The sequence below is a fragment of the Streptomyces sp. NPDC059832 genome (assembly GCF_042731715.1).
Lineage (GTDB): Bacteria > Actinomycetota > Actinomycetes > Streptomycetales > Streptomycetaceae > Streptomyces.
This window is the reverse complement of record NZ_JBHWIY010000011.1, coordinates 282,261-308,045: the sequence shown is the minus strand read 5'-3', so window position 1 is coordinate 308,045 and position 25,785 is coordinate 282,261. Positions and strand designations below refer to the sequence as shown.

Annotated in this window: 19 protein-coding genes; 7 read left to right on the top strand and 12 right to left on the bottom strand. The window is 71.6% G+C overall.

The window, feature by feature from the left end; translation table 11 throughout:
• Nucleotides 1-108 precede the first annotated feature (108 nt).
• The 3 genes from eccCa (at nt 109) to ACFV8T_RS21920 (ending at nt 7,097) form a co-directional block, all read left to right on the top strand.
• Nucleotides 109-4,080 carry a type VII secretion protein EccCa gene (gene eccCa / locus ACFV8T_RS21930; RefSeq protein ID WP_385329844.1) on the top strand — a complete coding sequence of 1,324 codons (3,972 nt, stop codon included), beginning with the start codon at nt 109-111 and terminating at the stop codon, nt 4,078-4,080.
• 82 nt (nt 4,081-4,162) lie between these two features.
• Entirely contained in the window at nt 4,163-5,581 is a 1,419-nt protein-coding gene (locus tag ACFV8T_RS21925) for a DUF6177 family protein (RefSeq protein WP_266426761.1), read from the top strand.
• 538 nt (nt 5,582-6,119) lie between these two features.
• Nucleotides 6,120-7,097: a terpene synthase family protein gene (locus ACFV8T_RS21920; RefSeq protein ID WP_385329841.1), complete on the top strand. Its 978-nt coding sequence runs from the start codon at nt 6,120-6,122 to the stop codon at nt 7,095-7,097.
• Nucleotides 7,098-7,176: 79 nt separating this feature from the next.
• Here ACFV8T_RS21920 and ACFV8T_RS21915 read toward each other — a convergent pair whose 3' ends face one another.
• Complete coding sequence (locus tag ACFV8T_RS21915; RefSeq protein ID WP_385329838.1) at nt 7,177-8,508, bottom strand: PucR family transcriptional regulator; 1,332 nt, start codon at nt 8,506-8,508, stop codon at nt 7,177-7,179.
• 190 nt (nt 8,509-8,698) lie between these two features.
• On the opposite strand from ACFV8T_RS21915, the gene ACFV8T_RS21910 reads away from it, so the two are divergent.
• Together ACFV8T_RS21910 and ACFV8T_RS21905 are read left to right on the top strand one after the other, a co-directional pair.
• Nucleotides 8,699-10,204: a long-chain fatty acid--CoA ligase gene (locus ACFV8T_RS21910; RefSeq protein ID WP_385329835.1), complete on the top strand. Its 1,506-nt coding sequence runs from the start codon at nt 8,699-8,701 to the stop codon at nt 10,202-10,204.
• 104 nt (nt 10,205-10,308) lie between these two features.
• On the top strand, nt 10,309-11,796 hold the full coding sequence (locus ACFV8T_RS21905; RefSeq protein WP_385329832.1) for a carboxylesterase/lipase family protein: 1,488 nt from the start codon (nt 10,309-10,311) through the stop codon (nt 11,794-11,796).
• Nucleotides 11,797-11,848: 52 nt separating this feature from the next.
• Here ACFV8T_RS21905 and ACFV8T_RS21900 read toward each other — a convergent pair whose 3' ends face one another.
• Nucleotides 11,849-12,064 (bottom strand): EF-hand domain-containing protein, encoded by a 216-nt coding sequence (locus ACFV8T_RS21900; protein WP_385329829.1) that lies wholly within the window; start codon nt 12,062-12,064, stop codon nt 11,849-11,851.
• 187 nt (nt 12,065-12,251) lie between these two features.
• On the opposite strand from ACFV8T_RS21900, the gene ACFV8T_RS21895 reads away from it, so the two are divergent.
• Nucleotides 12,252-12,890, top strand: a complete 639-nt coding sequence (locus tag ACFV8T_RS21895; RefSeq protein WP_385329826.1) for a GNAT family N-acetyltransferase — start codon at nt 12,252-12,254, stop codon at nt 12,888-12,890.
• Between the two features lie 36 nt (nt 12,891-12,926).
• Here the strand turns inward: ACFV8T_RS21895 and ACFV8T_RS21890 are convergent, their stop codons facing one another.
• The 6 genes from ACFV8T_RS21890 to ACFV8T_RS21865 all read right to left on the bottom strand — a co-directional run bounded on the left by ACFV8T_RS21890 (nt 12,927) and on the right by ACFV8T_RS21865 (nt 19,579).
• Complete coding sequence (locus tag ACFV8T_RS21890) at nt 12,927-14,105, bottom strand: hypothetical protein (protein ID WP_385329824.1); 1,179 nt, start codon at nt 14,103-14,105, stop codon at nt 12,927-12,929.
• Nucleotides 14,105-14,923: a polysaccharide deacetylase family protein gene (locus tag ACFV8T_RS21885; protein ID WP_385329821.1), complete on the bottom strand. Its 819-nt coding sequence runs from the start codon at nt 14,921-14,923 to the stop codon at nt 14,105-14,107. Before ACFV8T_RS21885 ends, ACFV8T_RS21890 begins: the two co-directional genes overlap by 1 nt.
• A 353-nt stretch (nt 14,924-15,276) precedes the next feature.
• Complete coding sequence (locus tag ACFV8T_RS21880; protein ID WP_385329819.1) at nt 15,277-15,792, bottom strand: ATP-binding protein; 516 nt, start codon at nt 15,790-15,792, stop codon at nt 15,277-15,279.
• 251 nt (nt 15,793-16,043) lie between these two features.
• Nucleotides 16,044-16,811: an enoyl-CoA hydratase/isomerase family protein gene (locus ACFV8T_RS21875; protein WP_266426736.1), complete on the bottom strand. Its 768-nt coding sequence runs from the start codon at nt 16,809-16,811 to the stop codon at nt 16,044-16,046.
• A gap of 88 nt (nt 16,812-16,899) precedes the next feature.
• Nucleotides 16,900-18,141 carry an Ig-like domain-containing protein gene (locus tag ACFV8T_RS21870; protein ID WP_385329816.1) on the bottom strand — a complete coding sequence of 414 codons (1,242 nt, stop codon included), beginning with the start codon at nt 18,139-18,141 and terminating at the stop codon, nt 16,900-16,902.
• Between the two features lie 214 nt (nt 18,142-18,355).
• Entirely contained in the window at nt 18,356-19,579 is a 1,224-nt protein-coding gene (locus tag ACFV8T_RS21865) for an Ig-like domain-containing protein (protein WP_385329813.1), read from the bottom strand.
• 152 nt (nt 19,580-19,731) lie between these two features.
• On the opposite strand from ACFV8T_RS21865, the gene glgX reads away from it, so the two are divergent.
• On the top strand, nt 19,732-21,945 hold the full coding sequence (gene glgX, locus ACFV8T_RS21860; RefSeq protein WP_385329810.1) for a glycogen debranching protein GlgX: 2,214 nt from the start codon (nt 19,732-19,734) through the stop codon (nt 21,943-21,945).
• A 26-nt stretch (nt 21,946-21,971) separates the two neighbouring features.
• Here glgX and ACFV8T_RS21855 read toward each other — a convergent pair whose 3' ends face one another.
• The 4 genes from ACFV8T_RS21855 to ACFV8T_RS21840 are packed head-to-tail and all read right to left on the bottom strand — an operon-like array spanning nt 21,972 to nt 25,649.
• Nucleotides 21,972-22,619, bottom strand: a complete 648-nt coding sequence (locus ACFV8T_RS21855; protein ID WP_266426725.1) for a response regulator transcription factor — start codon at nt 22,617-22,619, stop codon at nt 21,972-21,974.
• A 19-nt stretch (nt 22,620-22,638) separates the two neighbouring features.
• Nucleotides 22,639-23,928, bottom strand: a complete 1,290-nt coding sequence (locus ACFV8T_RS21850) for a sensor histidine kinase (RefSeq protein WP_385329807.1) — start codon at nt 23,926-23,928, stop codon at nt 22,639-22,641.
• A 31-nt stretch (nt 23,929-23,959) separates the two neighbouring features.
• A complete protein-coding gene (locus ACFV8T_RS21845) occupies nt 23,960-24,745 on the bottom strand; it encodes an ABC transporter permease (protein ID WP_385329804.1) in 786 nt (261 codons plus the stop codon).
• A gap of 1 nt (nt 24,746) precedes the next feature.
• Complete coding sequence (locus ACFV8T_RS21840; protein ID WP_385329800.1) at nt 24,747-25,649, bottom strand: ATP-binding cassette domain-containing protein; 903 nt, start codon at nt 25,647-25,649, stop codon at nt 24,747-24,749.
• Between the last annotated feature and the right edge of the window lie 136 nt (nt 25,650-25,785).

Genomic DNA, 25,785 nt, shown 5'->3' with positions numbered 1-25,785 from the left:
CCACTGATCCCGATGCCCAGGTCGTGTCCGCAGAGCCCCGTCGTACGCCCGCAGGCCGGACGGGACCCTGCGGACACGACCTGACCCGACCCCGAGTGACGGACGACGATGAGTACCCGACTGATCCACCGCCCGGCCAGGACCACCCGGCCGCCGGCCGCCTCCGAGGCGCGCACCATCGAGGCCCCGCCGAACCTGCCCGAGGGCAAGTCGGGCAACATCGCGATGTCGCTGTTGCCCGTCGCCGGTGTGATGTCCTCCGTCGTGATGATGACGGTCGTACGCAACAGTCAGTTCGCCGGGCTCGGTGCGATCATCCTCGTCGTCACCGTCATCGGCTCCGTGGCGCTGGTCTTCTCGCAGCGCGGCAAGGCCCAGCGCACCCGCCGTACCCAGCGCGAGGCCTACCTCGCCTATCTGGAGGACCTGCGCGAGGAGCTCTCCGTCGAGGAGCGCCGGCGGGCCGAGCAGGCCGATGTCCTCAATCCGCCGCCGCACGCCCTGTACGACATCGTGCGCGACCCGGCCCGGGTCTGGGAGCGGCGCCGGCTCGACGGCGACTTCCTGCGGGTACGCGTCGGCACGGGTGAGATGCCGGTTCGCGATCTGACGGTCGCCCAGCAGGGCTCGTCCGTCCTCTCGCCGCCCGACACCTTCATGCTCAACGAGGCGTCCGCGCTGATGGACCGCTTCCGTACCGGTACCGAACTCCCGCTCACCGTCCCGCTCGACCGGGTCGGCAACGTCAGTGTCATCGGCCCCCGCGAGGACTGTCTGCGCGTCGCGCGCGCCCTGCTCGTCCAGACCGCCGCCACGCACGCCCCCGACGACGTCGCGATGGCGCTCGCCGTGCCCGGTGACCGGCTGGCCGACTGGGAGTGGGCCAAGTGGATGCCGCACCTGCTCGACAGCGAGCAGTTCGACGGTCCGGTCGCCGCGCGCCGGATCGCCCCGTCCGCGCCCCAGCTCGCCCGCCAGATCGGTCCGGAGCTGCGCCGTCGTGCCTCGTACGCGGCCGAGGTGCGGCGCGGTCTGTCCGGCAAGGACGCGCTGTCCATGACGTCCCGGCTGCTCGTCGTCACCGACGGGCACGGCGAGGACGCCGTCGACCTGCCGCGCCCGGACGACGCGGTCGGGCTGCGCGAGATGGGCGTCAGCGTCCTGCACCTGCTCGAACACCGGGTCCAGGAGCCGGGCCACGTCAGTGTCCGGATCACCGTCGACGGCGACGGGGTGGTCATCGAGGACCTGCGCGAGCAGGAGCCGATCAGCGCCCACGGCACCGTGGACGAGGTCGGTATCCCGTTCGCCGAAGGCCTGGCCCGGATGCTGGCGCCGATGCGGCTGTCCGCCGAATCGCTGGTGGACGCCCCGCTGTCCGGGCCCGTCGACTTCGCCGACCTGCTCGGCATCGACGACGTGGCGCAGCTCGACCTCTCGCGCCTGTGGGCGCCGCGCGGCGAACGTGCCTTCCTGCGCGTGCCGATCGGCATCAGCGACTCCCACCAGTCGGTGCTCCTGGACCTGAAGGAGTCCTCCGAGCTGGGCATGGGTCCGCACGGGCTGTGTGTCGGGGCCACCGGTTCCGGCAAGTCGGAGCTGCTGCGGACCCTGGTCCTCGCCCTGGTGGCCACGCACCCGCCGGAGGACCTCGCCCTGGTCCTCGTCGACTACAAGGGCGGTGCGACCTTCGCCCCGTTCGCGGATCTGCCGCACGTGGCCGGTGTCATCACCAACCTGGAGAACCAGGCGGGCCTCGTCGAGCGGGTGCACGCCTCGCTCGCCGGTGAGGTCAAGCGGCGCCAGCAGGTGCTCAAGGACGCGGGCAATGTCGCGGACATCGGTGACTACGCGGCGCTGCGCGCGGACCGGCGGCCCGATCTGGATCCGCTGCCGCATCTGTTCGTCGTGATCGACGAGTTCGGTGAACTCCTCACCGCGAAGCCTGACTTCATCGACCTGTTCCTGTCCATCGGCCGTATCGGCCGCTCCATCGGTGTGCACCTGCTGCTGTCCAGCCAGCGCATCGAGGGCGGCAAGCTCAAGGGCCTGGACACCTATCTCTCCTACCGGCTCGGTCTGCGTACCTTCTCCGCCGACGAGTCGCGCACGGTCCTGGACACCACGGACGCCTTCCATCTGCCGCCGCTGCCCGGGTTCGGCTACCTCAAGGTCGACACCAGCCACTACGAGCGCTTCAAGGCGAGCTACGTCTCGGGCGCGTACCGGGGCCCGGTGCAGCGTACGCAGGAGGAGGACGCCGGTCCGCTCGCCCTGGAGTACGAGGCCTTCAACACCCTGGCCGAGCCCGTGAGTTCGGGCGAGGAGCCGAAGGTGCGGCGCCGGGAGACCGGGCCGACCGAGATGGGCGTCATCGTCGACCAGCTGCGGGAGGCCGCCGGTCCGGTGCGCCGCATCTGGCTGCCGCCGCTGCCCGACGCCGTCGCCCTGGACAAGGTCGCGGGGCCGCTGGACGTGGGCCCGCGCGGGATGCAGCTGGCCAAGCGGCGCGGTCCGCTCCAGGTGCCGCTCGGCCTGCTCGACGACCCGACCAAGCAGTGGCAGGGCCAGTGGTACCTGGACCTCACGGTGGCGGGCGGTCACGCCGCGATCATCGGCGGTCCGCAGGCGGGCAAGACGACGATGCTGCGCACGCTCGCGCTCGCCATCGCGCTGACCCACACTCCACAGGAGGTCGGCGTCTACGGCCTCGACCTGGTCGGTGGCGGTCTCCAGGCCGTGTCGGGGCTGCCGCACGTCGGCGGCGTCGCCGGCCGTGCGGACCGGGAGCGCGCGGGGCGCACCGTCGAGGAGGTGCGGGGGATGCTCGCGGTCCGCGAGGAGCTCTTCCGCGAGCACAACATCGACTCCGTGGAGCAGCTGCGTTCGCTGCACGCGGCGGGCCGGCTGCCCCAGCTGGCCTCGGCCGAGATCGTGCTGATCATCGACGGTTTCGGTGCGCTGCGCGACGACTTCGACGAGCTGGACGATGCCGTCGTCGACATTCTCAAGCGCGGTGGCGGCTACGGCATCCATGTCGTCGCGGGCATGCTCCGCTGGAACGACGTACGCATCGCCACCCAGTCGAACTTCGGCACCCGGATCGAGCTGCGGCTGAACGACCCCAGCGAGTCCAGCATCGACCGCAAGCTCGCGCAGACCCTGTCGCCCGACGAGCCGGGCCGCATCCTCACCGACGGCAAGCTCTTCGCGCAGGTCGCGCTGCCGCGCACGGACGGTCTCGCGGACGTCTCCGACCTGGGCGCCGTCCTGGAGCACACCGCCCGCACGATCCGCGCCACCTGGAGCGGCGAGGTCGCCCAGCCGGTGCGGATCCTGCCGCACATCCTGGAGCCGCACCTGCTGCCGGGCCCGGTCGCCGAGCCCAAGCGGGTGCCGATCGGCCTGGACCAGACGGCGCTCGCGCCCGCCGTGCTGGACCTGTTCCACCACGACCAGCATCTGCTGATCATGGGCGACAGCGAGTGCGGCAAGACGAACCTGCTGAAGACCGTCGCCGGCGGGCTGATCGAGCGCTACGGCGAGGAGGAGCTGGTCTTCGCCGTCATGGACCCGCGGCGCGGTCTGCGCGGCGCGATCCCGGAGGAGTTCCGCGGCGGCTACGCGTACAACCCCAAGATGTGCGCGGGCCTGGCCGCCGGTATCGCCGGCGAGCTGGAGAAGCGGCTGCCCGACGACCGGGCGGACACCGAGGACCTGGAGCCCGGCAGCTGGGGCAGCGGTCCTCGAATCGTGATCCTGGTCGACGACTACGACGTGCTGACCACGGCCGGCCAGTCGCCGCTCGACCCGTTCCTGCCGTACATCCCGTCCGCCGTCGACATCGGGCTCCACTTCGTGCTGACGCGCCGGGTCGCCGGCGCCTCCCGCGGCATGTACGACCCGCTGGTGCTGGGCCTGCGCGAGTCGGGGGCCTCGGCGCTCCTGATGTCGGGCGACCGCAGCGAGGGCCAGCTGTTCCCCGGTGTGTACGCGGCCCAGCAGCCGCCGGGGCGCGGTGTGTTCATCCGCAGGGGCCAGCCCAACCGTCTGATCCAGACCGTGTACACCGCGGAGTGACGCGCCCGGGAGCGGTCCCGCGTCCGCGGGCCGCTGCCCACCGCACATCCGCACCCCGGACGAAGAAGGAACGGCCGACCACATGACCAAGGACGTCATCGCCCTCACCACGCGCATGCCCGACCCGCTGACCGTGCTCGCGGGTCTGCTCGCGGGCGGCCCGGACAAGCTGGTGGGGACGACGGGCGAGGATGCCGTCGTGCAGCTCTGCGACGATCAGGGCCGACCGCTCGTCTCCATCGAGGCGCCGGTGCTGGTGCAGGTCGCGGGCGAGGCCGAGCGGCTGCTCGGGGCCACCGCGCCCCCGGTCCCGTTCTGGTGGACGGAGGCGCGCGCCACCACCGGTGTCGAGGAGGCCGAGCTGCTCGCGGGCACCTTCGCGGCGCGGATCGCGACGCTGGCCGGGGGCTCCGCCTGGCCGCCGGAGGCCGCGCGTTCGCTGGCGGTGGTGAAGACCGAGGGGGTGAGCGTCGCGCCCACGCCCGCCGCCGCGCAGCCCGCCGTCGACGCGCTCACCGACAAGGTGGCCGTCATCATCCAGGACCGTCCGGTGATCGCCATGACGGCCTGGCTCTCGGACGCGTTCCGGGCCGCGGCCAATGCCGAGCTGGGGCTCCAGATCGTCACCTCGCCGGGTGCCGTGCTCTCCCCCGCCGTACGCAACAGCCTGAGCGGCTGGCCGTCGCGCTGGGTGGTGCAGGACGAGAAGGACGGCTACTACGACGGCCTGTCCGGTGCCGTACTGCGCTGGCAGAACGGCATGTTCGCGACGGTCGAGTCGGCCGACGCCACCCCCGAGGACCCGCGCACGCCGGTGGCCGCCTCGTACCAGGAGGTCGCGAACACCGGTGAGCGTCAGCTGGCCATCTCGTTCCGCACGGTCCACCCGGCGGACGACCGGCTGGTGCTGGGCGGGTCCCTGGAGTCGGTGTGGCAGGAGTTGACGGGGCAGGCTCCGGCGGGGTGGGGCACCGCCGAGCCCGCAAACCTGCCGTGGTCGCTGCGCCGGCTGACCGATGTCGCCTTCGACCGGGCGCCCGCGCCGACCTGGCTCGTGGTGGTCGGCGGCCCGGACCGGCCGGGCCTGGCCACGGTCCGCATCAGCCGTACGAAGGCGGGTGTGGAGGAGGACGTCACGCTGGCGTTCGGCTACGGTCCCGGCGAGGAACTTCCGCTGGACGCCCTGCCCCGGGTGGCGGAGGTGCTCGCCACCCGTCATCACCTCCAGTCGATGCTGGTCCAACTCCGCAAGGCCCGCCGGGACTTGGCCGTACCGCCGCGCTTCGAGGGGCCGGGGGTCCCGCTGGCCTTCGTGCTCGGCGCGGAGGAGGTGCGCGAGATGCCCGGCGACCGCGCCCGGCGCACCCCGCTCTCCGAGCCGCCGGTCCAGCTCGGCCCGAGGTCCCGTCCGGCGCTGTACTACCCGCTGCCGGGTGACCCTTCGGACCTGTCGGGCTGGCAGGACTTCGAGCGGCTGATGCGGCATCTGAAGGGCGCCTGAGCGGAACGGCATGCCGGCGGCCCCGTCCCGGGAAACCGGGCCGGGGCCGTCGGCATGCCCGGGACGGCGTGAAGGCGGCGTGAAATCGACGGCGTGGGCGCCTGGGGGGACGTCCGAGCGGACGCCCGTGCCGCCGACAGACGATCACCACAAGAGGTCATTAACTGCTCAGAGACGCTCACTCGTTCCTGACGATCAAGCACTTTCGGTCACAAACAGCTTCCCTCGCACCCCCACAGGGGGTTGACTGGGGGTCACGCATGGTGATGCCGCCGTCCTCCACCAAGGGCGATTGCCATCGCGGGCCCGTGGGCCCGCGCCCGATGCCCCGGACCCCCGGCGGAGGAGAGTGAGCAGGAATGACTGCCTCGTCTCGCACGGTGAGCCTCTGGCCAGGGTCGGTGGGTGCGGGCGGCCCGCCCCCCGATGCGCACCCGGCGCCGACATATGAGTCCGACCGGATACCCGTTCGTATCGTTCATCCGAATCGTTTCGACGAGGGGCACCAATGAGCCACATCGCGCTGCCAGCGTTTCATATGCCGTTCCAGAGCACCGGATGCAATCCCGGCATCGAGGAGACCCGGGAGGCCGCGTGGGAATGGGCCGGATCCAACGGTCTCGTGCTCTCTCCGGTGGCCCGCAAGAAGATGATCCGGACCAGACCCGAACTCTGGATCTCCCTCATATTCCCCACTGCCTCGCAGCAGCATCTCGATCTCTTCTGCCAGTGGCTCTTCTGGGCCTTTCTCGTCGACGACGAGTTCGACGACGGCCCCGCCGGACGTGATCCGCGCATGTGCGAGGCGGCGATCGACCGGCTGGTCACCGTCCTCGACGGCGGCCCGCCGCGCGGCGCCATGGAGGGGGCGCTCGTGGGGCTGCGGACCCGGACGTACCGGGACCGGTCGGCGCGCTGGATCCGGCAGTTCCGGCGGGACACGGTCGCCTGGCTGTGGACCTACTACGCCGAGGCCGTGGAGCGGGCCGCCGGGCAGGCGCCGAGCCGCACCGAATTCGTGAAGCACCGCCGGGATTCGGTGGCCATGCAGCCCTTCCTGGATCTGCACGAGATCACCGCCGGGATCGACCTCCCGGAATCGGCCAGGAGCCTTCCCGCGTACATCGCGCTGCGCAATGCCGTGACCGATCATTCGGGTCTCTGCAACGACATCTGCTCCTTCGAGAAGGAGGCCCTGCTCGGATACGAGCACAATGCGGTGCGCCTCATCCAGCGTGAACGCGGATGCACGCTCCAGGAGGCCGTGGACGAGGCCGGGGCGCAGCTCGGGGAGATCGCGGAGCGGGTGCAGCGCGCCGAGAAGGAACTGATCGAGGAAATCGACGCGGCCGGCATCCAGGGCCCCACCCGGGCCGCGCTGGAGCGGTGCGTGCAGGACTACCGCGGTCTGGTCCGGGGCGACTTCGACTACCACGCCCGCGCGGAGCGCTACACCCGTCCCGATCTCGTCGAGGTCGACGAACGGGAGTCCCTGTCGGACCACTTCGCGGCCTGACCCACCATCGGTACGGCGCGGGAGCCGACGACCGGAGGCCCGGCGAACGGCCTCCGGTCCCGCGCGGCGGCCCGCACGGTCAGGCCCGCCCCAAGCCGCCGCCCACCGCGGCCCGTTCGTCGTCGGCACCCATCAGCGGCAGCGCCCTCAGGGCCAGCGCCCACCCCAGCCGGACCTCGCCCGACTCGGCGGAACGGCCGGTGAGTTCGGCGATCCGGCCGATCCGGTTGAGGACGGTGTTGCGGTGGCAGTAGAGCAGCTCGGCCGCCCGCGCCGCCGAGCAGCCCTGGTCGAGCCAGATCCGGAGGGTGCCGAGCAGCACCTCCCGTTCGGCCGCCGCTTCCAGGACACCGCCCAGCCGCGTGGTGACGATGCGCTCGGCGATCTCCGGCCGGCCGACGAGGAGCACCTCCGCGAGCCGGTCGTCGAAGGCCGCCGCCTCACCGCTCCCGGCGGGCAGCGTGCGCAGCGCCTGCTCGGCCAGCCGCAGGGCCCTGCCCGCCTGGGCGAGCCGGTCGAACTCCGGTGACACGCCCGCGGTGGCGCCGGTGCGGTGCCGCAGCAGGTCGAGCAGGACGGCGGACTCCCCCGCGGCCAGCCGCACGATGCCCGCGTACCGGCCCGACCGGGGCCGCCAGAAGGACCAGATGCCGTGGTCGTCGAGGACGGGTGCCGGGTTGGGCGGTGCGGCCGGGTCCTGGGCGGCGACGACGATGACGTACCGGTCGTGGACCGGGACACCCAGCGCCGCGGAGGCCGCCGCCGCGACCGCCGGATCGTCGCCGCGCCCGTCGAGCAGGGCCTCGAAGAGGGCGACGCGGCGGGTGTCCTGCCGGCCCTGCATCTCCAGCTGGGTCAGCCGGTACGACTCCGCCATCACCAGCGAGTAGCGGTCGATGGTCTCCCACACGGCGCCCGCCATGTCGAGCTCGGTGTCCGGGTCGCCCGCGGCCGGTCCCACGGCCTCCGGTGTCCCGCGCGTCGCCCGCAGATGCTCGGCCATCATCTGCCACATCACCCGGCCACCGCGCCGGTAGGCCTGGAGCACGGTGTCCAGCGGTACGTCCTGCTCCGCGCGCCGCCGCCCCGTCTCGCGCGCCGCGTGCTCGAAGCCGCCCCCGCTGGACGGGAGCCCGCCGAAGTCCTCCAGCGCGCGCAGCAGGTTGTCGCGGCAGATCTCCCACAGATCGTCCCGGCTGACGGGCGAGCCGGAGGCGTACGTACCGCTGTGCGCGTGGATGTCGTCGACGACCCGGCGGGTCAGTTCGTCGATCCCCGGCAGGAGCGCGGCAGCCAGGGCACGGCGCAGCTCCCCGTCGTCGCCGCTGCCGGTACGGGAGCGGCCCGCGCGGGGCCCGTCGTTGCGGGGGCCGTCGGTTCGAGGGGCTCGGGCACCCGGATTCTGCGCCATGACCGAAGGCTAAGGGCTGTCCCGTTGTGCTCGCGTGTTAGGCGGATGCCTTGTCGCGTACCGCTGCGAGTGGCTGCTGCCCAGGTGGGCGGCGCTCATGGTGGGCAACCGCACATTGTGCGGAGACGGGGGCACGGCCGATTCTGAGCAGGAGCAGCCGTGTGAACGCCATGTTTCCCTGGAGCGTGTCATGTTTCTCAGCGTCGCAACCGTCCTGGGCGAGTCGGCCCGCAGACATCCCGGCCGCGTCGCCGTGGTCGATTCGGGCACCCGGATCGACTACCGCGAGCTGTGGGCGGGTGCCCTGCGCTGTGCGGGCGCGCTGCGGGCCTCCGGGGTCCGGCCGGGCGACCGGGTCGCGGTGCTGCTGCCCAATTCGGCGGACTTCCTGTACGCGTACTACGGCGCGCTCGCCGCCGGGGCGACGGTGGTGCCGGTGCACGGGCTGCTGGTGGCCGAAGAGGTGGCGTACGTGCTGCGGCACAGCGGTTCCGTCGCGCTGATCGGCGGCGGTCCGATGTGGCCGGTCGCCGAGGAGGCGGCGCGCGCCGCGGGTGTCCGGGCCGTGCACGGCGTACCGACGGGCGGCGAGCCGCTGACCGCACCGGAGCCGGCGGCCCCGGAGGACATCGCGGTGATCCTGTACACCAGCGGCACGACCGGGCGGCCCAAGGGCGCGCTGCTCACCCACCTCAACATCGTGATGAACGCCTCCGTGATCGCCCACGACCTGCTGGGTCTTGGCGTCGACGACGTGGTCCTCGGCTGTCTGCCGTTGTTCCACACCTACGGGCAGACCTGCGCGATGAACGCGACGCTCCGGTCCGGCGCGACGCTCGTCCTCATGCCGCGCTTCAGCGGCGCGGGCGCGCTGGAGCTGCTGGCCGGCGAGGGGGTGAGCGTCTTCATGGGCGTACCGACGATGTACCACGCCCTCGTCGAGGCGGCGGCGCAGGACGCCGCGACGCGGGACGACACGGCGCGCCGTCTCACCCTGCGCGCCGCCGTCTCGGGCGGCGCGGCCCTCCCCGTCGCCGTGCTCGAACGCTTCGAGGCCACCTTCGCGACGCAGGTCCTGGAGGGCTACGGGCTGACCGAGACCTCCCCGGTCGCCACCTTCAACCAGCCGGAGTTCGGCCGGCGCCCCGGCACGGTCGGCCACCCGGTGTGGGGCGTGGAGGTCGGTGTGGCGGACGCGGCGGTGGAGGACGCCGTGGCGCTGCTCCCGGACGGCGAGGTCGGCGAGGTCGTGGTGCGTGGCCACAACGTGTTCGCCGGGTATCTCGACGATCCGGCGGCGACGGCCGCGGCCGTGGTCGACGGCTGGTTCCGCACCGGGGATCTCGGGGTCCGGGACGAGGACGGCTTCCTGAGCATCGTCGACCGGAAGAAGGACCTGGTCATCCGGGGCGGTTTCAACATCTACCCGCGTGAGGTCGAGGAGGTGCTGGTGCGCCACCCGGCGGTCTCCGAGGTCGCGGTGATCGGCGTGCCCGACGAGGCGCGCGGCGAGGAGATCTGCGCGGTCGTCGTCCTGCGTTCCGGAGCGGAGGCGGTGACGGAGAAGGAGCTGATCGACTGGTCCAGGGAGCGGCTCGGGCGGCACAAGTACCCGCGGATCGTGCGGTTCACCGAGGCACTGCCGCTGGGACCGACCGGCAAGGTCCTCAAACGCGCCCTGACGGCGGCCTCCTGATCCCGCCCGATCGTCCCGCCGGGCCGGTCCGGGTCGACGCGGCCCCGGACCGGGTACATATCGGGTCACCGTCCGCGAACCGCGCCGCAGAAGGGCTGAACCTCATGACTGCCGTACCCCTTCCGATACCCGGGACGTCGCCTCGGGTCAGCACGGCCCACGGGGCGGTGCGCGGCACGCTGGAGCAGGGTGTCGCCGTCTTCCGGGGCATCCCGTACGCCGCCGCGCCGGTCGGCCCCCGGCGCTTCCGGGCTCCCGAGCCGCCCGAGCCGTGGGAGGGGGTGCGTGACGCGGTGGCGTTCGGGCCGACCGCACCCAAACGGCCGTACTCCCCGCCGCTGGACCGGCTGCTGCCCGACCCCGACGTGGCGGGCGAGGGCTGCCTCAACCTCAATGTGTGGACACCGTCCCCGGCCCGCACCGGGCTGCCGGTGCTCGTCTGGATCCACGGCGGCTCGCTGCTGCACGGTTCGTCATCCGTTCCGCTGTACGACGGGACCGCGTTCGCCCGTGACGGTGTGGTCCTGGTGTCGGTCAACTACCGGCTCGGCATCGAGGGGTTCGGGGTGCTCCCGGACGCGCCCGCCAATCTGGGGCTGCTCGACCAGATCGCGGCGCTGACCTGGGTGCGGGACAACATCGCGGAGTTCGGCGGCGATCCGGACCTGGTCACGGTGTGCGGCGAGTCGGCGGGGGCGATCAGCATCGGTGCCCTGCTGGCCGCGCCGCGGGCGAGGGGCCTGTTCCGTCGGGCGGTGCTGCAGAGCGGTGCGCCGACCGCGCTGCCGCCGGGCGCGGCCGCCCGCCGCACCACGGAGCTGATCGCCAAGCGGCTCGGGGTCGCGGCGACGGCCGAGGCGCTGGCCGCGGTGGATCCGGCCGCGCTGCTGGCCGCGCAGACCGAGGTGACGTCCGGCGGCTCCCCGCTGACCGGCGGGAACTCCTTCCAGATCGTGGTGGACGGCGATCTGCTGCCCCGCGACCCGCTCGAAGCGCTGCTGGACGGTGCCGCGTCCGACATCGATCTGCTGATGGGCTCGACCAGCGAGGAGTACCGGCTCTGGTTCGTACCCAGCGGTCTGACGGAGCGGCTGTCCGCGTTCAAGCTCAGGCTGGCCCTGCTGAAGTTCAAGGTGCCCGGCGCCACGGCGCGTACGTACCGCGCGAACCGGCCGGACGCCACGCCGGGCGAGCTGCTCGGGGCGCTCGCCACCGATCTGCTGCTGCGTGTCCCGCTGAACCGGGTCGCCGACGCCCACGCCGGTGCCCCGGGAAGCACGCATCTCTACGAGTTCGGCTGGCCGTCCCCGGTGCTGCGGCTGGGTGCCTGTCACGCGCTGGAGATCGGTTTCGTCTTCGACACGCTGGACCGGCCCGACGCGGTGGCGCTGACCGGTGAGGACGCCCCGCAGGAGCTGGCCGACGCGATGCACGCGGCGTGGGTGGCGTTCGCGGTGTCCGGCGACCCCGGCTGGCCGGCCTGGGACGCCTCGCGCCCGGTGATGGGCTTCGGCCCCGGGAAGCCCGCCGTGCTGCGGGCCCCGCGCGACGAGGAGCTGCGCGGCTGGGCGCCGTACCGGAAGAAGTCCTGACGGCACCGCCGACGGCGGCCCCCGGCCCGCGGGCCGGGGGTCCTCCGGGGGGTCAGCCCTTGTTCTGCGCCGCCCAGAACTCGTCGAACGTGAGCAGCCCGTCGCCGTTGGCGTCGTGCGCGTTGATGACGGCCTGGGCCACCGTCTCGGTGACGTGGGGGTCGCCGAGCTGAGCCATCACGCTCTTGTACTCGGCGGCCGAGATCAGCCCGTCGCCGTTCAGATCGAACCGCTCGAATGCCTTGCGCGCCGACTCTATGTCCGCCACAGTTCCGCCCCTTCGTAATACCTGATCAATGACTGATCAGTGCCTGACCGATGCCTGGCCAATGCCTGACTGACGGGGGTCAGATTAACGGTCGCGACCGATGGCGTTCGCGGCGGCCGGTCGTCGATCATGGGTGGGTGGTCCGCCGCCCGGCGGACCACGGCCCGGACCGGGGAGCGGAACACCCATGGATGACGCACTGGCACGAATTCTGGCAGCCGCGGCGCAGGGGCGGTTCCCTCCGCCGGACGGTGCGACGACCGTGGTGGGGCAGCCCGATGCCCGGGACGCGGGAGTGCTGGCGTTCACCGCGCACTCGGTGGTCTTCACCGCCGAGGACCCCGACTGGGTGCGGTCCGTGCTGGCCGGCACCCCCGGCGACGCGCTCGCCGCGACGATGCATCCGCACTTCCTGGGCGCGCTGCTGGCCCGGACCGGCCGGCACATGAACACCATCGATCTGCTGACGGCCGCGGACGCGCTGCCCGGCGAACCGGAGATCGCGCTGCGGGAGATCGAGGACCCGGAGCATCCGCGGGTGGCACGGGCGATGAAGTACCGCGACGAGGTGCGGGTCTGGTCCGCCGACGGCGGGGTGGTGATCCTCGGCCGGGGCGTCGCGGGGCGCTGGGAGACCGCGATCGAGGTGGCCGAGGAGGCGCGCGGCCGGCGGCTCGGCGAACGGCTGGCGCGGGCGGCCCGGCATCTGGTGCCGGACGCGGTCGTGTGGGCCCAGCAGTCGCCGGGGAACGCCCGCAGTGTGCGGACGTTCCAGGCGGCGGGCTACCGGCCGGTGGGCTCGGAGGCCCTGCTGACCGCGGGGTGAGCGGTCGACAGGGCCGTGGTGGGGCGGGCCGGGCGGTCAGCGGAAGACGCCGGTGTGGCCGAGCGAGTAGCGGCCCGGCTGCGGGTAGACGGCGAGTCCGTGCGGGCCGCTGCCCACCGGGATACGGGCGAGCTGTTTGCCGGTGGCGGTGTCGATCGCGTAGACCTCGGCGTTGTAACGTCCGCTCAGCCAGAGGACCTTGCCGTCCGCCGAGACCCCGCCCATGTCGGGGCTGCCGCCGCCGGGCAGACGCCATTTCTTCACCAGCTCGCGCCGCGCGAAGTCGAAGACGGAGATGGAGCCCTCGCCGCGGTTGGAGATGTACATCTCCTTGGAGTCGCGGCTGACGTAGAGGCCGTGGGCGCCCTTGCCGGTGCGCAGCAGCTTCGGGGTGGTGAACTTCTTCCCGTCCAGCACCCAGATCCCGTCGGCGATCATGTCCGCGATGTAGAACGTCCCGCCGTCGGGCGACAGCTTCACGTCCTGCGGCATCGCGCCCTTGAGCGGCAGCTTCTGCTGGCCGACGACCTTCATCCCGGCCGTGTCGACCTTGAGGAGCTCGCCGGAGAACTCGCAGGAGACGATGAAGTACCGGCCGTCGGTGGAGAAGTCGGCGTGATTGACGCCCGCGCAGTCGACCGGGAGGGTCTTGGCCGTCTTCATGGTGTGGGCGTCGCGGAAGACCAGCTGACGGTCCATCGAGGCCATCACCACGGCGTATTTGCCGTCCGGGGTGAAGTAGAGGTTGTACGGGTCGGAGACCGGCACCGTGGGGCCGGTCTTCCCGGTGGCCGGGTCGATGGCCGTGAGGCTGTCGCCGATGTCGTTGTTGACCCAGAGGGTCTTCAGGTCCCAGGACGGGACGACGTGCTGCGGCTGGCGGCCGACCTTGATGGTCTTGATGACCTTGTACGTCGCGGGGTCGATCACGGACACGGTGTCGGAGTTGGTGTTGGGGACGTACACCCGGGACGGGAAGTCCTTGACGACCGGTGAGAGCTTTCCCCGGTCGGCCGAGTAGACGTCCTTGGTGTCGAGCACCGGAGGCATCCCGGGGAGCCCCGGCGGTGCGACGCCGTCGGGCTCGGCGGGCCGGGCGGCCTCGCTGCCGACGGCCTGGACGTTCGTCTTCTCGGCGGGGGTGCCGCAGCCGGTGAGTACGGCCAGCAGGACACCCCCGAGCAGGGCCGCGGTGTGTTTGGTGGAGGGAGACATCAGGTCAGCAGCTCCGTGGTCGTCACCGCGCGCAGTTGGCGGCGGTCGATTTCGGTGAGGAGGAGGGGCAGCGCGGCGACCGTGTCCGCGTAGCCGAAGTGCAGGCTCACCACCGATCCGTTGCGGATCTCCCCGGCCACCTTGCGGGTCACGGCCGCGGCGCCGGGAGAGGTGAAGTCGAGGGAGTCCACGTCGTACGAGAGAACGTTCGGGTAGCCCGCCCTGGCGGCCAGCCGCTGGACGAGCGGGGTGGCGTACCGGGTGCGCGAGGGCCGGAACCAGGTGCCGATGGAGCCGGTGAGCCTGCGCAGCCGCTGGGCGCAGCCGTCGATCTCCGCGTACGCCTCGGCCTCGCCCATCGAGGAGATGTCGACGTGGTGCTGGGTGTGGTTGCCGAGTTCGTGGCCGCCGTCGAGGATGCGCCGGGCCATCCCGGGGTGTTCGTCGAGCCAGCTGCCGACGGCGAGGACGGTGACCCGGACGTGGGCCCGTTCGGCCTCGGCGAGCACGGTGCGGGCGATGGCGGGGTCGCCCTGGCCGTGGAAGGTGAGGGCGACGCGGGCGCGGTCACGGGGGCCGTGGTCGATCTGGACCGGCTGTCCGGGGAAGCGGCGCGGTCCGGGCGCGGGCTGCGGGGACGGGGGCCGGGTGGTCGCGCCGACGGGGTTCTTCGGGCTCACCGCGTCCGTGACGGTCCCGGCCGGTGTGCCGGCGGCGTCGCGGTCCGCGCATCCGGTGGCGAGGACACCGGCGAGGGCGGCCCCTGCTCCCGCGCGCAGGGCGCTGCGGCGGTGCACCGGAGTGTCGGAGGCGTTCATGTACAGACACAGTAGGGGTGAAATGAGAAGAAAATAACAATTTAGACATATGGGCGAAGCGAATGAATCACTCGCTGAATCCCATAAATATTCACACTTTTGCAGGCAAGTGACCCATCACACCTGCGATTCACCCAAGAAATGCCCCGCTATGGGGTGGATGCACCGATTGCACCTTTGGCGGAGAGGTCGCCCGTCTGCCATAGTCGGTGACACGACCGCATGACCCGAGCCCGGTCGTCACAAGCGGCCGTGAACACACCCCCCATTTCACGGCCCCCACACAGCAGCCCCCGAAGCGCCGCATCACGGCGGACCGGGGGCTGCTGTGGTTCCGGGCGCGGCCCGCCGGGTCAGCGGTCGGAGATCCGCATCTCGAACCAGGTGGTCTTGCCGCGCGGCAGCAGATCCACACCCCAGCGGTCGGAGAGCTTGTCGACGAGGAAGAGGCCCCGTCCGCTGATGTCCATCTCCTGAACGGGCATCAGGCAGGGCAGCCCGCGCGAGGGGTCGCGCACCTCGATCCTGATCCAGCCCCGGCGGCGCAGCATCCGCAGCCCGAAGACCCGGGCACCGGTGTGCCGCACCGCATTGCCGACGAGCTCCGAGACGAGCAGCACGGCGTACTCGGCGGTCTGCGGGGAGAGCGCCCACTGACGGAGCACCACGCACGAGGTGAGCCGCCGGGCGGTGGCCGCCGACTCCGGACGGGAGGGCAGCCGGACTTCGCCCTCCGTCGGATTTCCGAACAACTCCAGCGCCTTGAACGCCTGTTCGTCCTCGACCGCCGACATCCAGCGCGCCGCCGTCGCACCGCTGCGCGGTCGCGACTGTTCCACACCCTCCAGGCCCGACATGGACACCATCATGGCCGCAAGACGGGTGCGCCGGGGCCGTTCCGACGGAATCCGCACCCCGGAATACGGTGCTCCGACGAGGTCGGTAGGCATATGCCACTGGCAGAATGCGGCCCACCGCAACCCCTCTGACCTGCACGGATACCCCGCCCGAGCAAGACCTGCGGGCCTCTCGGCGAGCTGGGCCTCAAGGTTCTCTTGAGGCCCAGCTAATCCGCCCGCACGGATGAACCCGCGTCAGTCTGTGCCCAACTGGCTTTCGGTCAGAGGAATTTGGCCTTGCCCGGACCCTCTTCCACAAAGCTGCGCATTCCGCGCTCCCGGTCCTCGGTGGCGAACAGTCCGGCGAACCAGTTCCGCTCGATCGTGAGCCCGGTGTCGATGTCCGTCTCCAGGCCGGCATCGATGGATTCCTTGGCGGCGCGCAGCGCGAGAGCCGGCCCCTTCGCCAGCGCGGCGGCCCAGGCGTGCGCCTGCTCGTACACCTCGGCGGCGGGCACCACACGGTCCACCAGGCCGATCGTCAGGGCCTCTTCGGCCCTGACGTGGCGACCGGTGAAGATCAGGTCCTTGGCCTTGGAGGGGCCGATCAGCCGGGCCAGGCGCTGGGTGCCGCCCGCACCCGGGATCAGCCCGAGCAGGATCTCGGGCTGGCCCAGCTTGGCGTTGTCGGCGGCGATGCGGAAGTCGGCGCAGAGCGCCAGCTCGCAGCCGCCGCCCAGCGCGTAGCCGGTGACGGCGGCGACGACGGGCTTGGGGATCCGGGCCACCGCGGTGAACGAGTCCTGCAGCGCCTTGGACCGTACGACCATCGCCGTATGGTCCATCGCCTGCATCTCCTTGATGTCCGCGCCCGCCGCGAACACCTTCTCGCCGCCGTAGAGGACCACGGCCCGCACGTCGTCGCGCCGGGTCGCCTCCTCGGCGAGTTCACGCAGCCGGTCCTGGGTGGCGACGTCCAGGGCGTTCATGGGCGGACGGTCCAGCAGGATCGTGCCGACGCCGTCGCGTACTTCGAGATTTGCGGTCATGGGAGGCAGGTTAACCGCCGCTAACGACGGCGGGCCCGGTGCTGTTGGTCACAGCACCGGGCCCGCTCCGTGTTCCTTGCGCGAGGAACTACTTGGTCCACTCCGACCAGGCCATGTTCCAGCCGTTGAGGCCGTTGTCCGGCTGGATCGTGCTGTCGTGCGAGTTCTTCACGACCACGACGTCGCCGATGAGCGAGTTGTCGAAGAGCCAGGCCGCCGGGGTCTTCTTGCTCCAGGCGCCGCGCACGTCCTGCAGACCGACGCAGCCGTGGCTGGTGTTGGTCGAACCGAAGATGCCGGAGGCGCCCCAGTAGTTGCCGTGGATGAAGGTGCCCGAGGTGGACAGACGCATCGCGTGCGGCACGTCCTTGATGTCGTACTCGCCGCCGAAGCCGACGGTGTCACCGTTCATCCGGGTCACCTTGAGCTTCTCGCTGATGACCATCTGGCCGTTGTACGTGGTGGTCGCCGGGGCGCCCGCCGAGATCGGGATGTCCTTGATCTGCTGACCGTCGCGGACGACCTTCATCCGGTGCGTGCTCGCGTCGACCGTGCTGACCTGCTTGCGGCCGATGGTGAAGGAGATCGTCTTGGCCTGCTTGCCGTAGACACCGGGGCGTCCCTCGACGCCGTCGAGGTTGAGCTTCACGGTCACCTTGGTGCCCGCGGCCCAGTACTCCTCGGGGCGGAAGTCCAGGCGGTCGTTGCCGAACCAGTGGCCCTCGACCGGTACGGACGGCTCGGCCGTCACCTTGATCGCGTTCTCGACCGCGCCCGGGTCGGTGATGCCGCGGGTGAAGTGGATCGAGACGGGCATCCCGACGCCGACCGTGGAACCGTCCTCCGGGGTGTACTGCCCGATGAAGGTGTTCTGCGGGACCAGCGTGGTGAAGCTGGTGTCCTTCGCCGACTCACGGCCCTTCGAGTCCTTGGCGATGGCGTGGACCTTGTACTTGGTCGCCGCGGCCAGATGCTGGTCCGGCGCCCAGCTCGCGCCGTCCGCCGCGATCTTCCCCTCGACCTCGGTGCCCTTGGGGTCGGAGACCTTGACCGTGGTCAGCTTCCCCTGGTCGGCCGAGACCTTCAGCGCCCCGCTGGTCGCGACGGAGTCCGCGCCGTCCTTGGGCGCGACGGTCACCACGGCCTGCGAGGCGGAGTTGTCGTCGGCCTTCCCCCCGCCCTTGCCGTTACCGGCGTCGTCTCCCCCGCCGCACGCCGTCACCAGCAACAGCAGCGCACCCAGTACCAGAGCCAGCAGTCCGGTGGACCCTCGCCCGCCCCGTACGCCGTTCGCCCCGGCCGATGTCCCCGATATCGGCTGCCCGTTCAATGTGGTCGTCTCCCCTCACACGGCCTGGCCCCGCCAAGGCCCCCGGGAGCCCGAAGGCTCCCTCCCCCGCGCGCTGCACATGCACGCTCAGCGAAAGATAATCACACCGGCCATCGGGAAATGACCCCCCGGATGTCACCGTTCAGTCCCAAGTTGTCCCGGCACTTCACGGAGTGGCGCGGGACGTGCCGGGCCGGGGCGGTCCGACGGGGCCTCAGCGGAGGGCGGAGCCGGCCTTCCACCGGGTCCAGTCCAGGTTCCAGCCGCCGAACCCGTTGTCCGGTGCGACCTTTTTGTCCGCGGAGTTGACGACCTCGACCACATCGCCGATGAGCGTCCGGTCGAAGAACCGGCCGGCCGGGGTGTCGCTGCTGCCGCCCTGTACGTCCTCCAGTCCGACACAGCCGTGGCTGACGTTGTCCGAGCCGAAGACGTCCTCGTCCGACCAGTAGTTGCCGTGCAGGAAGGTGCCGGAATCGGTGAGCCGGAGGGCGTGCGGGACGTCCTTGATGTCGTACTCGCCGCCGAAGCCGACCGTGCGGCCGTCCATCCGGGTCTCTTCGTACATCTCGCTGACCACCATCTTCCCGTTGTACGTGGCCGTCCCCGCGGAGCCCGCCGTGATCGGGAAGGTCGAGACCAGCTTGCCGTCGCGGCGCACCTCCATGGTGTGCTCGGCCGCGTCGACCAGGGACGTCTGGGAGCGGCCCACCTCGAAGGAGACCTTCTTGTCCTGGGTGCCGTAGACGCGCGGCGCACCCTCCACGTCGCGCAGCGCCATCTCGACGGTCACCTCGGTGCCCGGCTTCCAGTAGGCGGCGGGGCGGAAGTCGAGGCGCTTCCCGCCGAACCAGTGCCCCACCACCTCGACCGGCGGAACGGCCGTCACCCGGATGGCCTTCTGCACCACCGCGCGGTTGCTGACCGGCCGGTTGAAGTCGAAGGAGACGATCATCCCGGTGCCGACCGTGGACCGGTTCTCCGGTCTGAAGTAGCCGATGAAGCGGTGTTCGGGCACGGCCGTGGTGAAGGTGGTGTGGCGGGCCGATCGCTTCCCCGAGCCGTCCACGGCCACCGCGTCCACGCTGTACTTGGCGGCGAGCCTGAGCCGGCCCGCGCCCGCCCGGGGCGCCCAGGACAGGCCGTCGTCCGCGATCCGGCCCGGCACCTTCTGGCTCTGCGCGTCCTTGATCCGCGTCACCTCGACGCTCTCCAGCCGGCCGTCGGGGACCTTCACCCCGATCCGGTCGTCCGGACCGATGTTCTTCGCCCCGTTCCGCGGGGTGACCTGGATCCCGTCCTGCGGCGGGCCCGCCTTCCCGCTGAAGATCGATCCGGCGCCGGTGCAGCCGGTCAGTACGGCCAGCACGACGAACAGTCCTGCCCATGTCAGCACGGCGGCCGGGTTCGCCACCGCTCTCTTCGCTACGTGGTTCACGTCCCCCCAACGACGGGGGCCGGTCGGGGGAAACGTGAGTGCGGGCGCCCGGGTGGGCAGAAACAGGGGGAGGACCACACTCGGGGAGCCGCGGCCGGGACGCCGTGCGCTCCTTTTCGTGCCGGTCCCCACGAGCCGCGGGAGGCGAGCAGGTGTCGAGCGCAGCCGAGCAGGAAGCAGTGCAGCAGGCAGTTCAGGAGGCGGGAGTGCCGGGGCCGCCACCGGCCGTGTGGCCCGGCGCCCCGACGCCGCTCGGGGCCCGTTTCCGGGTGGGGCCCGACGGGGTCGCCGGCACCAATTTCGCGCTCTGGGCGGGCGGTTCGGAGGCCGTGGAGCTCTGCCTCTTCGACGAGGACGGCACCGAGCGGCGCCTCGTGCTGACCGAGCTGACCCATGAGATCCGGCACGGCTTCGTGCCCGGCGTGCGGCCGGGGCAGCGCTACGGCTACCGGGTGCACGGTCGCTGGGACCCCTGGACGGGGGCCCGCTGGAACCCGTCGAAACTGCTCCTCGATCCGTACGCACGGGCGGTGGACGGCTCGTTCACGCTTCCGGCCGAGGTGTACGGCCATGTGAGGGACTGGCCGCAGCAGCAGGTCGCCGACACCGTCCGCGACGAACGGGACTCCGCTCCGTACGTCCCCAAGGGTGTCGTGGTCCAGGACGAGGACGACTGGGCCGAGGACCGCCGGCCCAAGACCCCGTGGGCGGACTCCGTCATCTACGAACTGCATGTGCGCGGCTTCACCAAGCTGCACCCCGGGATCCCCGAGGAGCTGCGGGGCACGTACGCGGGTCTCGCCCATCCGGCGGCCATCGGGCATCTGCTGCGGCTCGGGGTGACGGCGGTGGAGCTGCTGCCGGTGCATCAGTTCGCCCACGAGGACCATCTGCTCCGTCGCGGGCTGCACAACTACTGGGGCTACAACTCCATCGGCTACTTCGCCCCGCACGCCGGCTACTCGGCGAGCGGCAGCGCGGGCCGGCAGGTCGGCGAGTTCAAGCGGATGGTGCGGGCCCTGCACGACGCCGGGATCGAGGTGATCCTCGACGTGGTCTACAACCACACGGCGGAGGCGGGCGAGCTCGGTCCGATGCTCTCGCTGCGCGGCATCGACAACCGCGGCTACTACCGCCTCCAGTCCGACGCCCGCAGATACGCGGACTACACCGGCTGCGGCAACACCCTGCACGTGGTCCAGCCGCAGGTGCTGCGGCTGATCACGGACTCGCTGCGCTACTGGGTGACGGAGATGGGCGTCGACGGCTTCCGCTTCGACCTGGCGGCGGCGCTGGCCCGCTCCATGCACGACGTCGACATGCTCTCGCCGTTCCTCGCGGTGATCGCCCAGGACCCGGTGCTGCGCCGGGTGAAGCTGATCGCCGAGCCGTGGGACGTCGGCGACGGCGGCTACCAGGTGGGCGCCTTCCCGCCGCTGTGGACCGAGTGGAACGACCGCTACCGGGACGCCGTACGGGACTTCTGGCGCGGCGCCCTGCCCGACGTACGGGATCTCGGCTACCGGCTCACCGGCTCCAGCGACCTCTACGCGTGGGGCGGCCGGCGCCCGTACGCCTCGGTCAACTTCGTCACCGCGCACGACGGCTTCACCCTGCGCGACCTCGTCAGCTACGAACAGAAGCACAACGAGGCCAACGGCGAGGACAACCGGGACGGCACCTCGGACAACCGGGCCTGGAACTGCGGCGCCGAGGGCGAGAGCGAGGACCCCGGGATCAACGCCCTGCGCCGCCGCCAGCTGCGCAATCTGCTGACCACGCTGCTGCTGTCGACGGGCGTGCCGATGCTGGTCGCGGGCGACGAGATGGGCCGTACGCAGGGCGGCAACAACAACGCGTACTGCCAGGACAACGAGATCGGCTGGCTGGACTGGTCACTGCTCGAACAGCCCGGGTGGCGGGAGCTGACCGAGCTGACGGCGCGGGTGCTGCGGCTGCGCCACGCCCATCCGGTGCTGCGCCGCCGGGCCTTCTTCTCCGGGCTGCCGCAGGCGGCGGACGGGCTGCGGGACCTGGCCTGGTTCACCCCGCGGGGTACGGAGATGACGGAGGGCGACTGGTACGCACCGGCCGCCACGGTCGGGCTGTACCTCTCCGGGCGCGACATCCCCGGCCGGGACGTGCGCGGCGAACAGATCACGGACGACAGCTTCCTGGCGATCCTGCACGCCGATCACCGGCCGTCCGCCTTCCGGCTCCCGGGTCCGCCGTGGGCGCAGGGCTACGAGCTGGTCCTGGACACCTCGCGGGAGGACCAGTCCGCGGCCCCCGGCACCGTCCACCCGGGCGACGGGACGCTGACCGTGCCGGCCAGGTCGGTGCTCCTGCTGCGCGTCACGGGGTGAGCGGGGGTGCGGGGGTGCGGACCGGGTCAGCCGAGGATGCCCCGGTCGTAGCCGATCGCGACGGCGGCGGCCCGGTCCTTGGCGCCCAGCTTGGCGAAGACATGGGTGAGATGGGTCTTCACGGTGGCCTCGCTGATGAACAGCTCGGCGGCGATCTCCCGGTTCGACGTGCCCTTCGCGACGAGTTCGAGCACCTCTCGCTCGCGGCCCGACAGCGATTCGCTGCCCGCCGCCGGGGTGCGCACCCGTGAGATGAGCCGGGAGGCGACGGCGGGCGAGAGCACGGTGCGGCCGTCGGCGGCGGCACGGACGGCGGTGAACAGCTCGTCGCGGGGCGCGTCCTTGAGCAGATAGCCGGTCGCCCCGGCCTCGATCGCGGGCAGGGTGTCGGAGTCGGTGTCGTACGTGGTGAGGACCAGCACCTTGGACCGGGCGCCGCGCCCGGCCAGTTCGGCGATGGCGGCGACTCCGCCGCCGCCCGGCATCCGCAGGTCCATCAGGACGACGTCGGGGTCCAGCCGGACCACCAGGTCGACCCCCTCCACCCCGTTCGACGCCTCACCGAGGACCTCGAAGTCCGGGGCCGAGTCGAACATGCCGCGCAGACCGTCCCGTACGACGGGGTGGTCGTCGACGACGACGAGTGTGATGACGCGTGCGGATTCCTGAGCCATGGCAGACCAACCGTACTGGTCATCGGCTGTGCCGGACCAGGGGCACCCGGGCACTGACCGCCGTGCCGCGGCCCGGCTCCGTCTCCACCTCGACGGCGCCCGCGATGCGCTCGGCGCGGGCCCGCATGCCGCCGAGCCCGAAACCGCCCGCGCCGCTGTACGGCGGCAGGGCGACCGGGTCGAAGCCGCAGCCGTCGTCCCGTACGTCCAGGGTGAGTTCGTCCCCCATGAACGACAGCGTGACACCGACCCGGGAGGCCCCGGCGTGGCGGCCGACGTTGGCGAGGGCCTCCTCGGCGATCCGGAGCAGGGTCGCGGCTATCTCGTCGTGGAGCGGCTCGACGGTACCGGTGACGGTGAACTCGGCCCGGACTCCGTGGCGTTCCCCCCAGTCGGTGACCGTACGCTTCAGCGCGCCCGGCAGGTCGTCGTGTTCCAGTGCGGCGGGGACCAGGTCATGGACCGAGCGCCGCGCCTCGCCGAGGCTGTGCCGGGCGAGGGCGGCGGCGCGGTCCAGGTGCACCCGGGCCAGCGCCGGGTCGGTGTCGCCGATCGAGGTCACCACCTGGAGCTGGGCGATGATGCCGGTCAGGCCCTGGGCCAGGGTGTCGTGGATCTCGGCGGCCAGCCGTCGGCGCTCGTCTGCGACGCCCGCCTCGCGGGCCTGCACCAGGAGCTGGGCGTGCAGCCCGGCGTTCTCCGCCAGGGCCTGTTCGAGGCGGGCGTTGGCCGACTCCAGCTCGGTGATGGTGTCGACCTGGGTGCGGGCGTGGTCGGCCTCGCGGTCGCCGATCTTGGCGAAGACCATGGTGAGGGTTCCGTGCAGACCGAGCAGGGCGACGAAGGCTGCCCAGTTCATCAGGGAGGCCGGCGGCAGGCCGCTGCCGCACTGAGCGCCCGCCATGATGACGGCGGTGGCCAGCAGCCCGGGGCGCACGGCCCGTCGCGGCAGCAGCCGGCCGGTGTCGAAGTATCCGAGGATCGCGAACACCGAGAAGAACGAGTTGCACCAGGTCAGCGCGAAGGCGATCAGGGTGCGGGCGACGTAGTAGAACTGCGACGCCCACGACTTGGGGACAACGATCGGCCTGACCCGCCCCCACCAGAGCTGGAGGGAGAGAGCGACGGGCACCAGCACCGCGGTGGTGTACACGTCGGCGCGATCCATGATGAGCGGGGCGCTCACGGCAGATACGGCGGTGCTCACACCGAGGAACCCGTAGGGCCCGTACCTGAAGAACCGTTCCCACCCGAGCTCGGCGCTCATCGCGTCGTTCCGGTGCGCCGTCGCCGTGTCCCACGCCTTCATGGGTGCAGTCTCCCCGTCTCCGGCGCGCCGGTCACTCCCAGCGGAACAGACGGGTCGCGAGCAGCGTCACCAGCGCCGTCCACAGCACCATCACACCGAGCTGCGCGAAGCCGGGCCAGCTGCCGGACGCCGCCCGGTCCAGCGCCTCGGACGCCGCTCCGAACGGGGTGAACCGGACGATGTTCCGGAGGGTGTCGGGCATGCTCTGCACCGGGATCCAGACGCCGGCGGTGAACATCATCAGGAGGTTCACGACCGAACTGATGGCGGCGGCCGCCTTGGTCGTACGGGAGAGGGCACAGAGCAGTGCGCCGAGGGTCAGCACGCTCGCCGTCGACAGGAGCAGCGCCAGGACGTAGGCGACGGGCTGTCCGGGCAGTCCGACGCCGAAGGCGATCCGGCCGACGGCCATCGCCAGTACGGCGGAGCCGAGGGCGGCGGCGCCGTGCAGGGCGATCTGCGCGGTGAGCAGCGCGGAGGGGCGTACCGGAGTGGTGGACATCCGGCGCAGGATGCCGCGTTCGCGGTAGCCGGTGAGGACGGGCGGCATGGCCTGCAGCCCGGACATGATCATGGCGAGCAGGACCGACACCGGTACGTACAGGTCGATGACGCGCCGGCCCCCGAGGTCGTCGGTGTGCTCCCGGAAGGAGGGGATGAGGCCGAGGATCGTCAGGAGCGCGGTCGGGAAGACGACGATCCAGAACAGGGCGCCGGGTTCGCGCAGGAAGAGCCGGGTCTCGGACCTGAGCACCGCCTTGCGCGCGGATGCCGGTGCGGGTGTCGCGGTGGCCGTGGCCGGGTTCGCCGTGGTCATCTCAGGCCGCCTGTTCTGTGAGGTCGAGGAAGGCGTCGTCGAGCGTCGCCTCCGAGACGCGGAGCCGGTGTGCGGTGATGTGGTGGCGGGCCAGCAGTGAGATCACCGCGTTGACCGTCTCGTCGGTGCCGCTGATGACGATCCGGTCGTCCTTCCGCTCCACGGACACCGCGCCGGGCAGCTGCTCCAACTCGGCGTCGGTGAGCGGCTGCGACGGTGTGAAGGAGATGACCGTGGAGCTGTCCGCGCTGCCGATCAGGCCGGAGGGGGTGTCGAGGGCGATGACCTTCCCCTTGTCGATGACGGCGATCCGGTCGCAGAGCTGGCTGGCCTCCTCCATGAAGTGGGTGACCAGCAGGACGGTGACGCCGCTGTCGCGTACGTCCTCGATCAGCTTCCAGGTGTCCCGGCGGGCCCGTGGGTCCAGGCCGGTGGTCAGCTCGTCGAGCACCACCACCCGCGGGTTGCCGACCAGGGCGAGCGCGATGGACAGCCGCTGCTTCTGACCGCCGGACAGTTTGGCGAAGCGGGTGTCGAACTTGGTGTGCAGACCGAGCCGTTCGGCGAGCTCCCGCCAGTCGGCGGGGTCCGGGTAGAAGGCGCTGTACAGCTCCAGCGCCTCGGCCACGGTGATTTTGGGCTGGAGCTCGCTCTCCTGGAGCTGGGCGCCCAGCAGCCGGGTGACCCGGTCGTGGTCGGCGACGGGGTCGAGACCGGCGACGCGGACCGTACCGGCGTCGGGGGCCCGCAGCCCCCCGACGCACTCGACGGTGGTGGTCTTGCCCGCGCCGTTGGGGCCGAGGATCCCGAAGATCTCCCCCTCGTCGACGGTGAAGCTCACTCCGTCGACCACGGTGCGCCCGGCGTACGCCTTCCGCACCCCGTTCACTTCGATGATTGCCATGACCACGAGCATCGTGCCGCGGGGGCCGACGCACCATCGTCCATCGCGCTCGAAAGGGCATCAGCCGATCGGTTGATACGGACTACGACCGGCGTGCGCCGGGCCCCGTCGCACCCGGTCACCGTCTGTCGGCCGA

What these genes read in the sequence shown, in the direction of transcription:
- eccCa (WP_385329844.1), top strand. Translation starts at nt 109, where the DNA reads ATGAGTACCCGACTGATCCACCGCCCGGCCAGGACCACCCGGCCGCCG.
- ACFV8T_RS21925 (WP_266426761.1), top strand. Translation starts at nt 4,163, where the DNA reads ATGACCAAGGACGTCATCGCCCTCACCACGCGCATGCCCGACCCGCTG.
- ACFV8T_RS21920 (WP_385329841.1), top strand. Translation starts at nt 6,120, where the DNA reads ATGCCGTTCCAGAGCACCGGATGCAATCCCGGCATCGAGGAGACCCGG.
- ACFV8T_RS21915 (WP_385329838.1), bottom strand. Translation starts at nt 8,508, where the DNA reads ATGGCGCAGAATCCGGGTGCCCGAGCCCCTCGAACCGACGGCCCCCGC.
- ACFV8T_RS21910 (WP_385329835.1), top strand. Translation starts at nt 8,699, where the DNA reads ATGTTTCTCAGCGTCGCAACCGTCCTGGGCGAGTCGGCCCGCAGACAT.
- ACFV8T_RS21905 (WP_385329832.1), top strand. Translation starts at nt 10,309, where the DNA reads ATGACTGCCGTACCCCTTCCGATACCCGGGACGTCGCCTCGGGTCAGC.
- ACFV8T_RS21895 (WP_385329826.1), top strand. Translation starts at nt 12,252, where the DNA reads ATGGATGACGCACTGGCACGAATTCTGGCAGCCGCGGCGCAGGGGCGG.
- ACFV8T_RS21890 (WP_385329824.1), bottom strand. Translation starts at nt 14,105, where the DNA reads ATGTCTCCCTCCACCAAACACACCGCGGCCCTGCTCGGGGGTGTCCTG.
- ACFV8T_RS21885 (WP_385329821.1), bottom strand. Translation starts at nt 14,923, where the DNA reads ATGAACGCCTCCGACACTCCGGTGCACCGCCGCAGCGCCCTGCGCGCG.
- ACFV8T_RS21880 (WP_385329819.1), bottom strand. Translation starts at nt 15,792, where the DNA reads ATGATGGTGTCCATGTCGGGCCTGGAGGGTGTGGAACAGTCGCGACCG.
- ACFV8T_RS21875 (WP_266426736.1), bottom strand. Translation starts at nt 16,811, where the DNA reads ATGACCGCAAATCTCGAAGTACGCGACGGCGTCGGCACGATCCTGCTG.
- ACFV8T_RS21855 (WP_266426725.1), bottom strand. Translation starts at nt 22,619, where the DNA reads ATGGCTCAGGAATCCGCACGCGTCATCACACTCGTCGTCGTCGACGAC.
- ACFV8T_RS21850 (WP_385329807.1), bottom strand. Translation starts at nt 23,928, where the DNA reads ATGAAGGCGTGGGACACGGCGACGGCGCACCGGAACGACGCGATGAGC.
- ACFV8T_RS21845 (WP_385329804.1), bottom strand. Translation starts at nt 24,745, where the DNA reads ATGACCACGGCGAACCCGGCCACGGCCACCGCGACACCCGCACCGGCA.
- ACFV8T_RS21840 (WP_385329800.1), bottom strand. Translation starts at nt 25,649, where the DNA reads ATGGCAATCATCGAAGTGAACGGGGTGCGGAAGGCGTACGCCGGGCGC.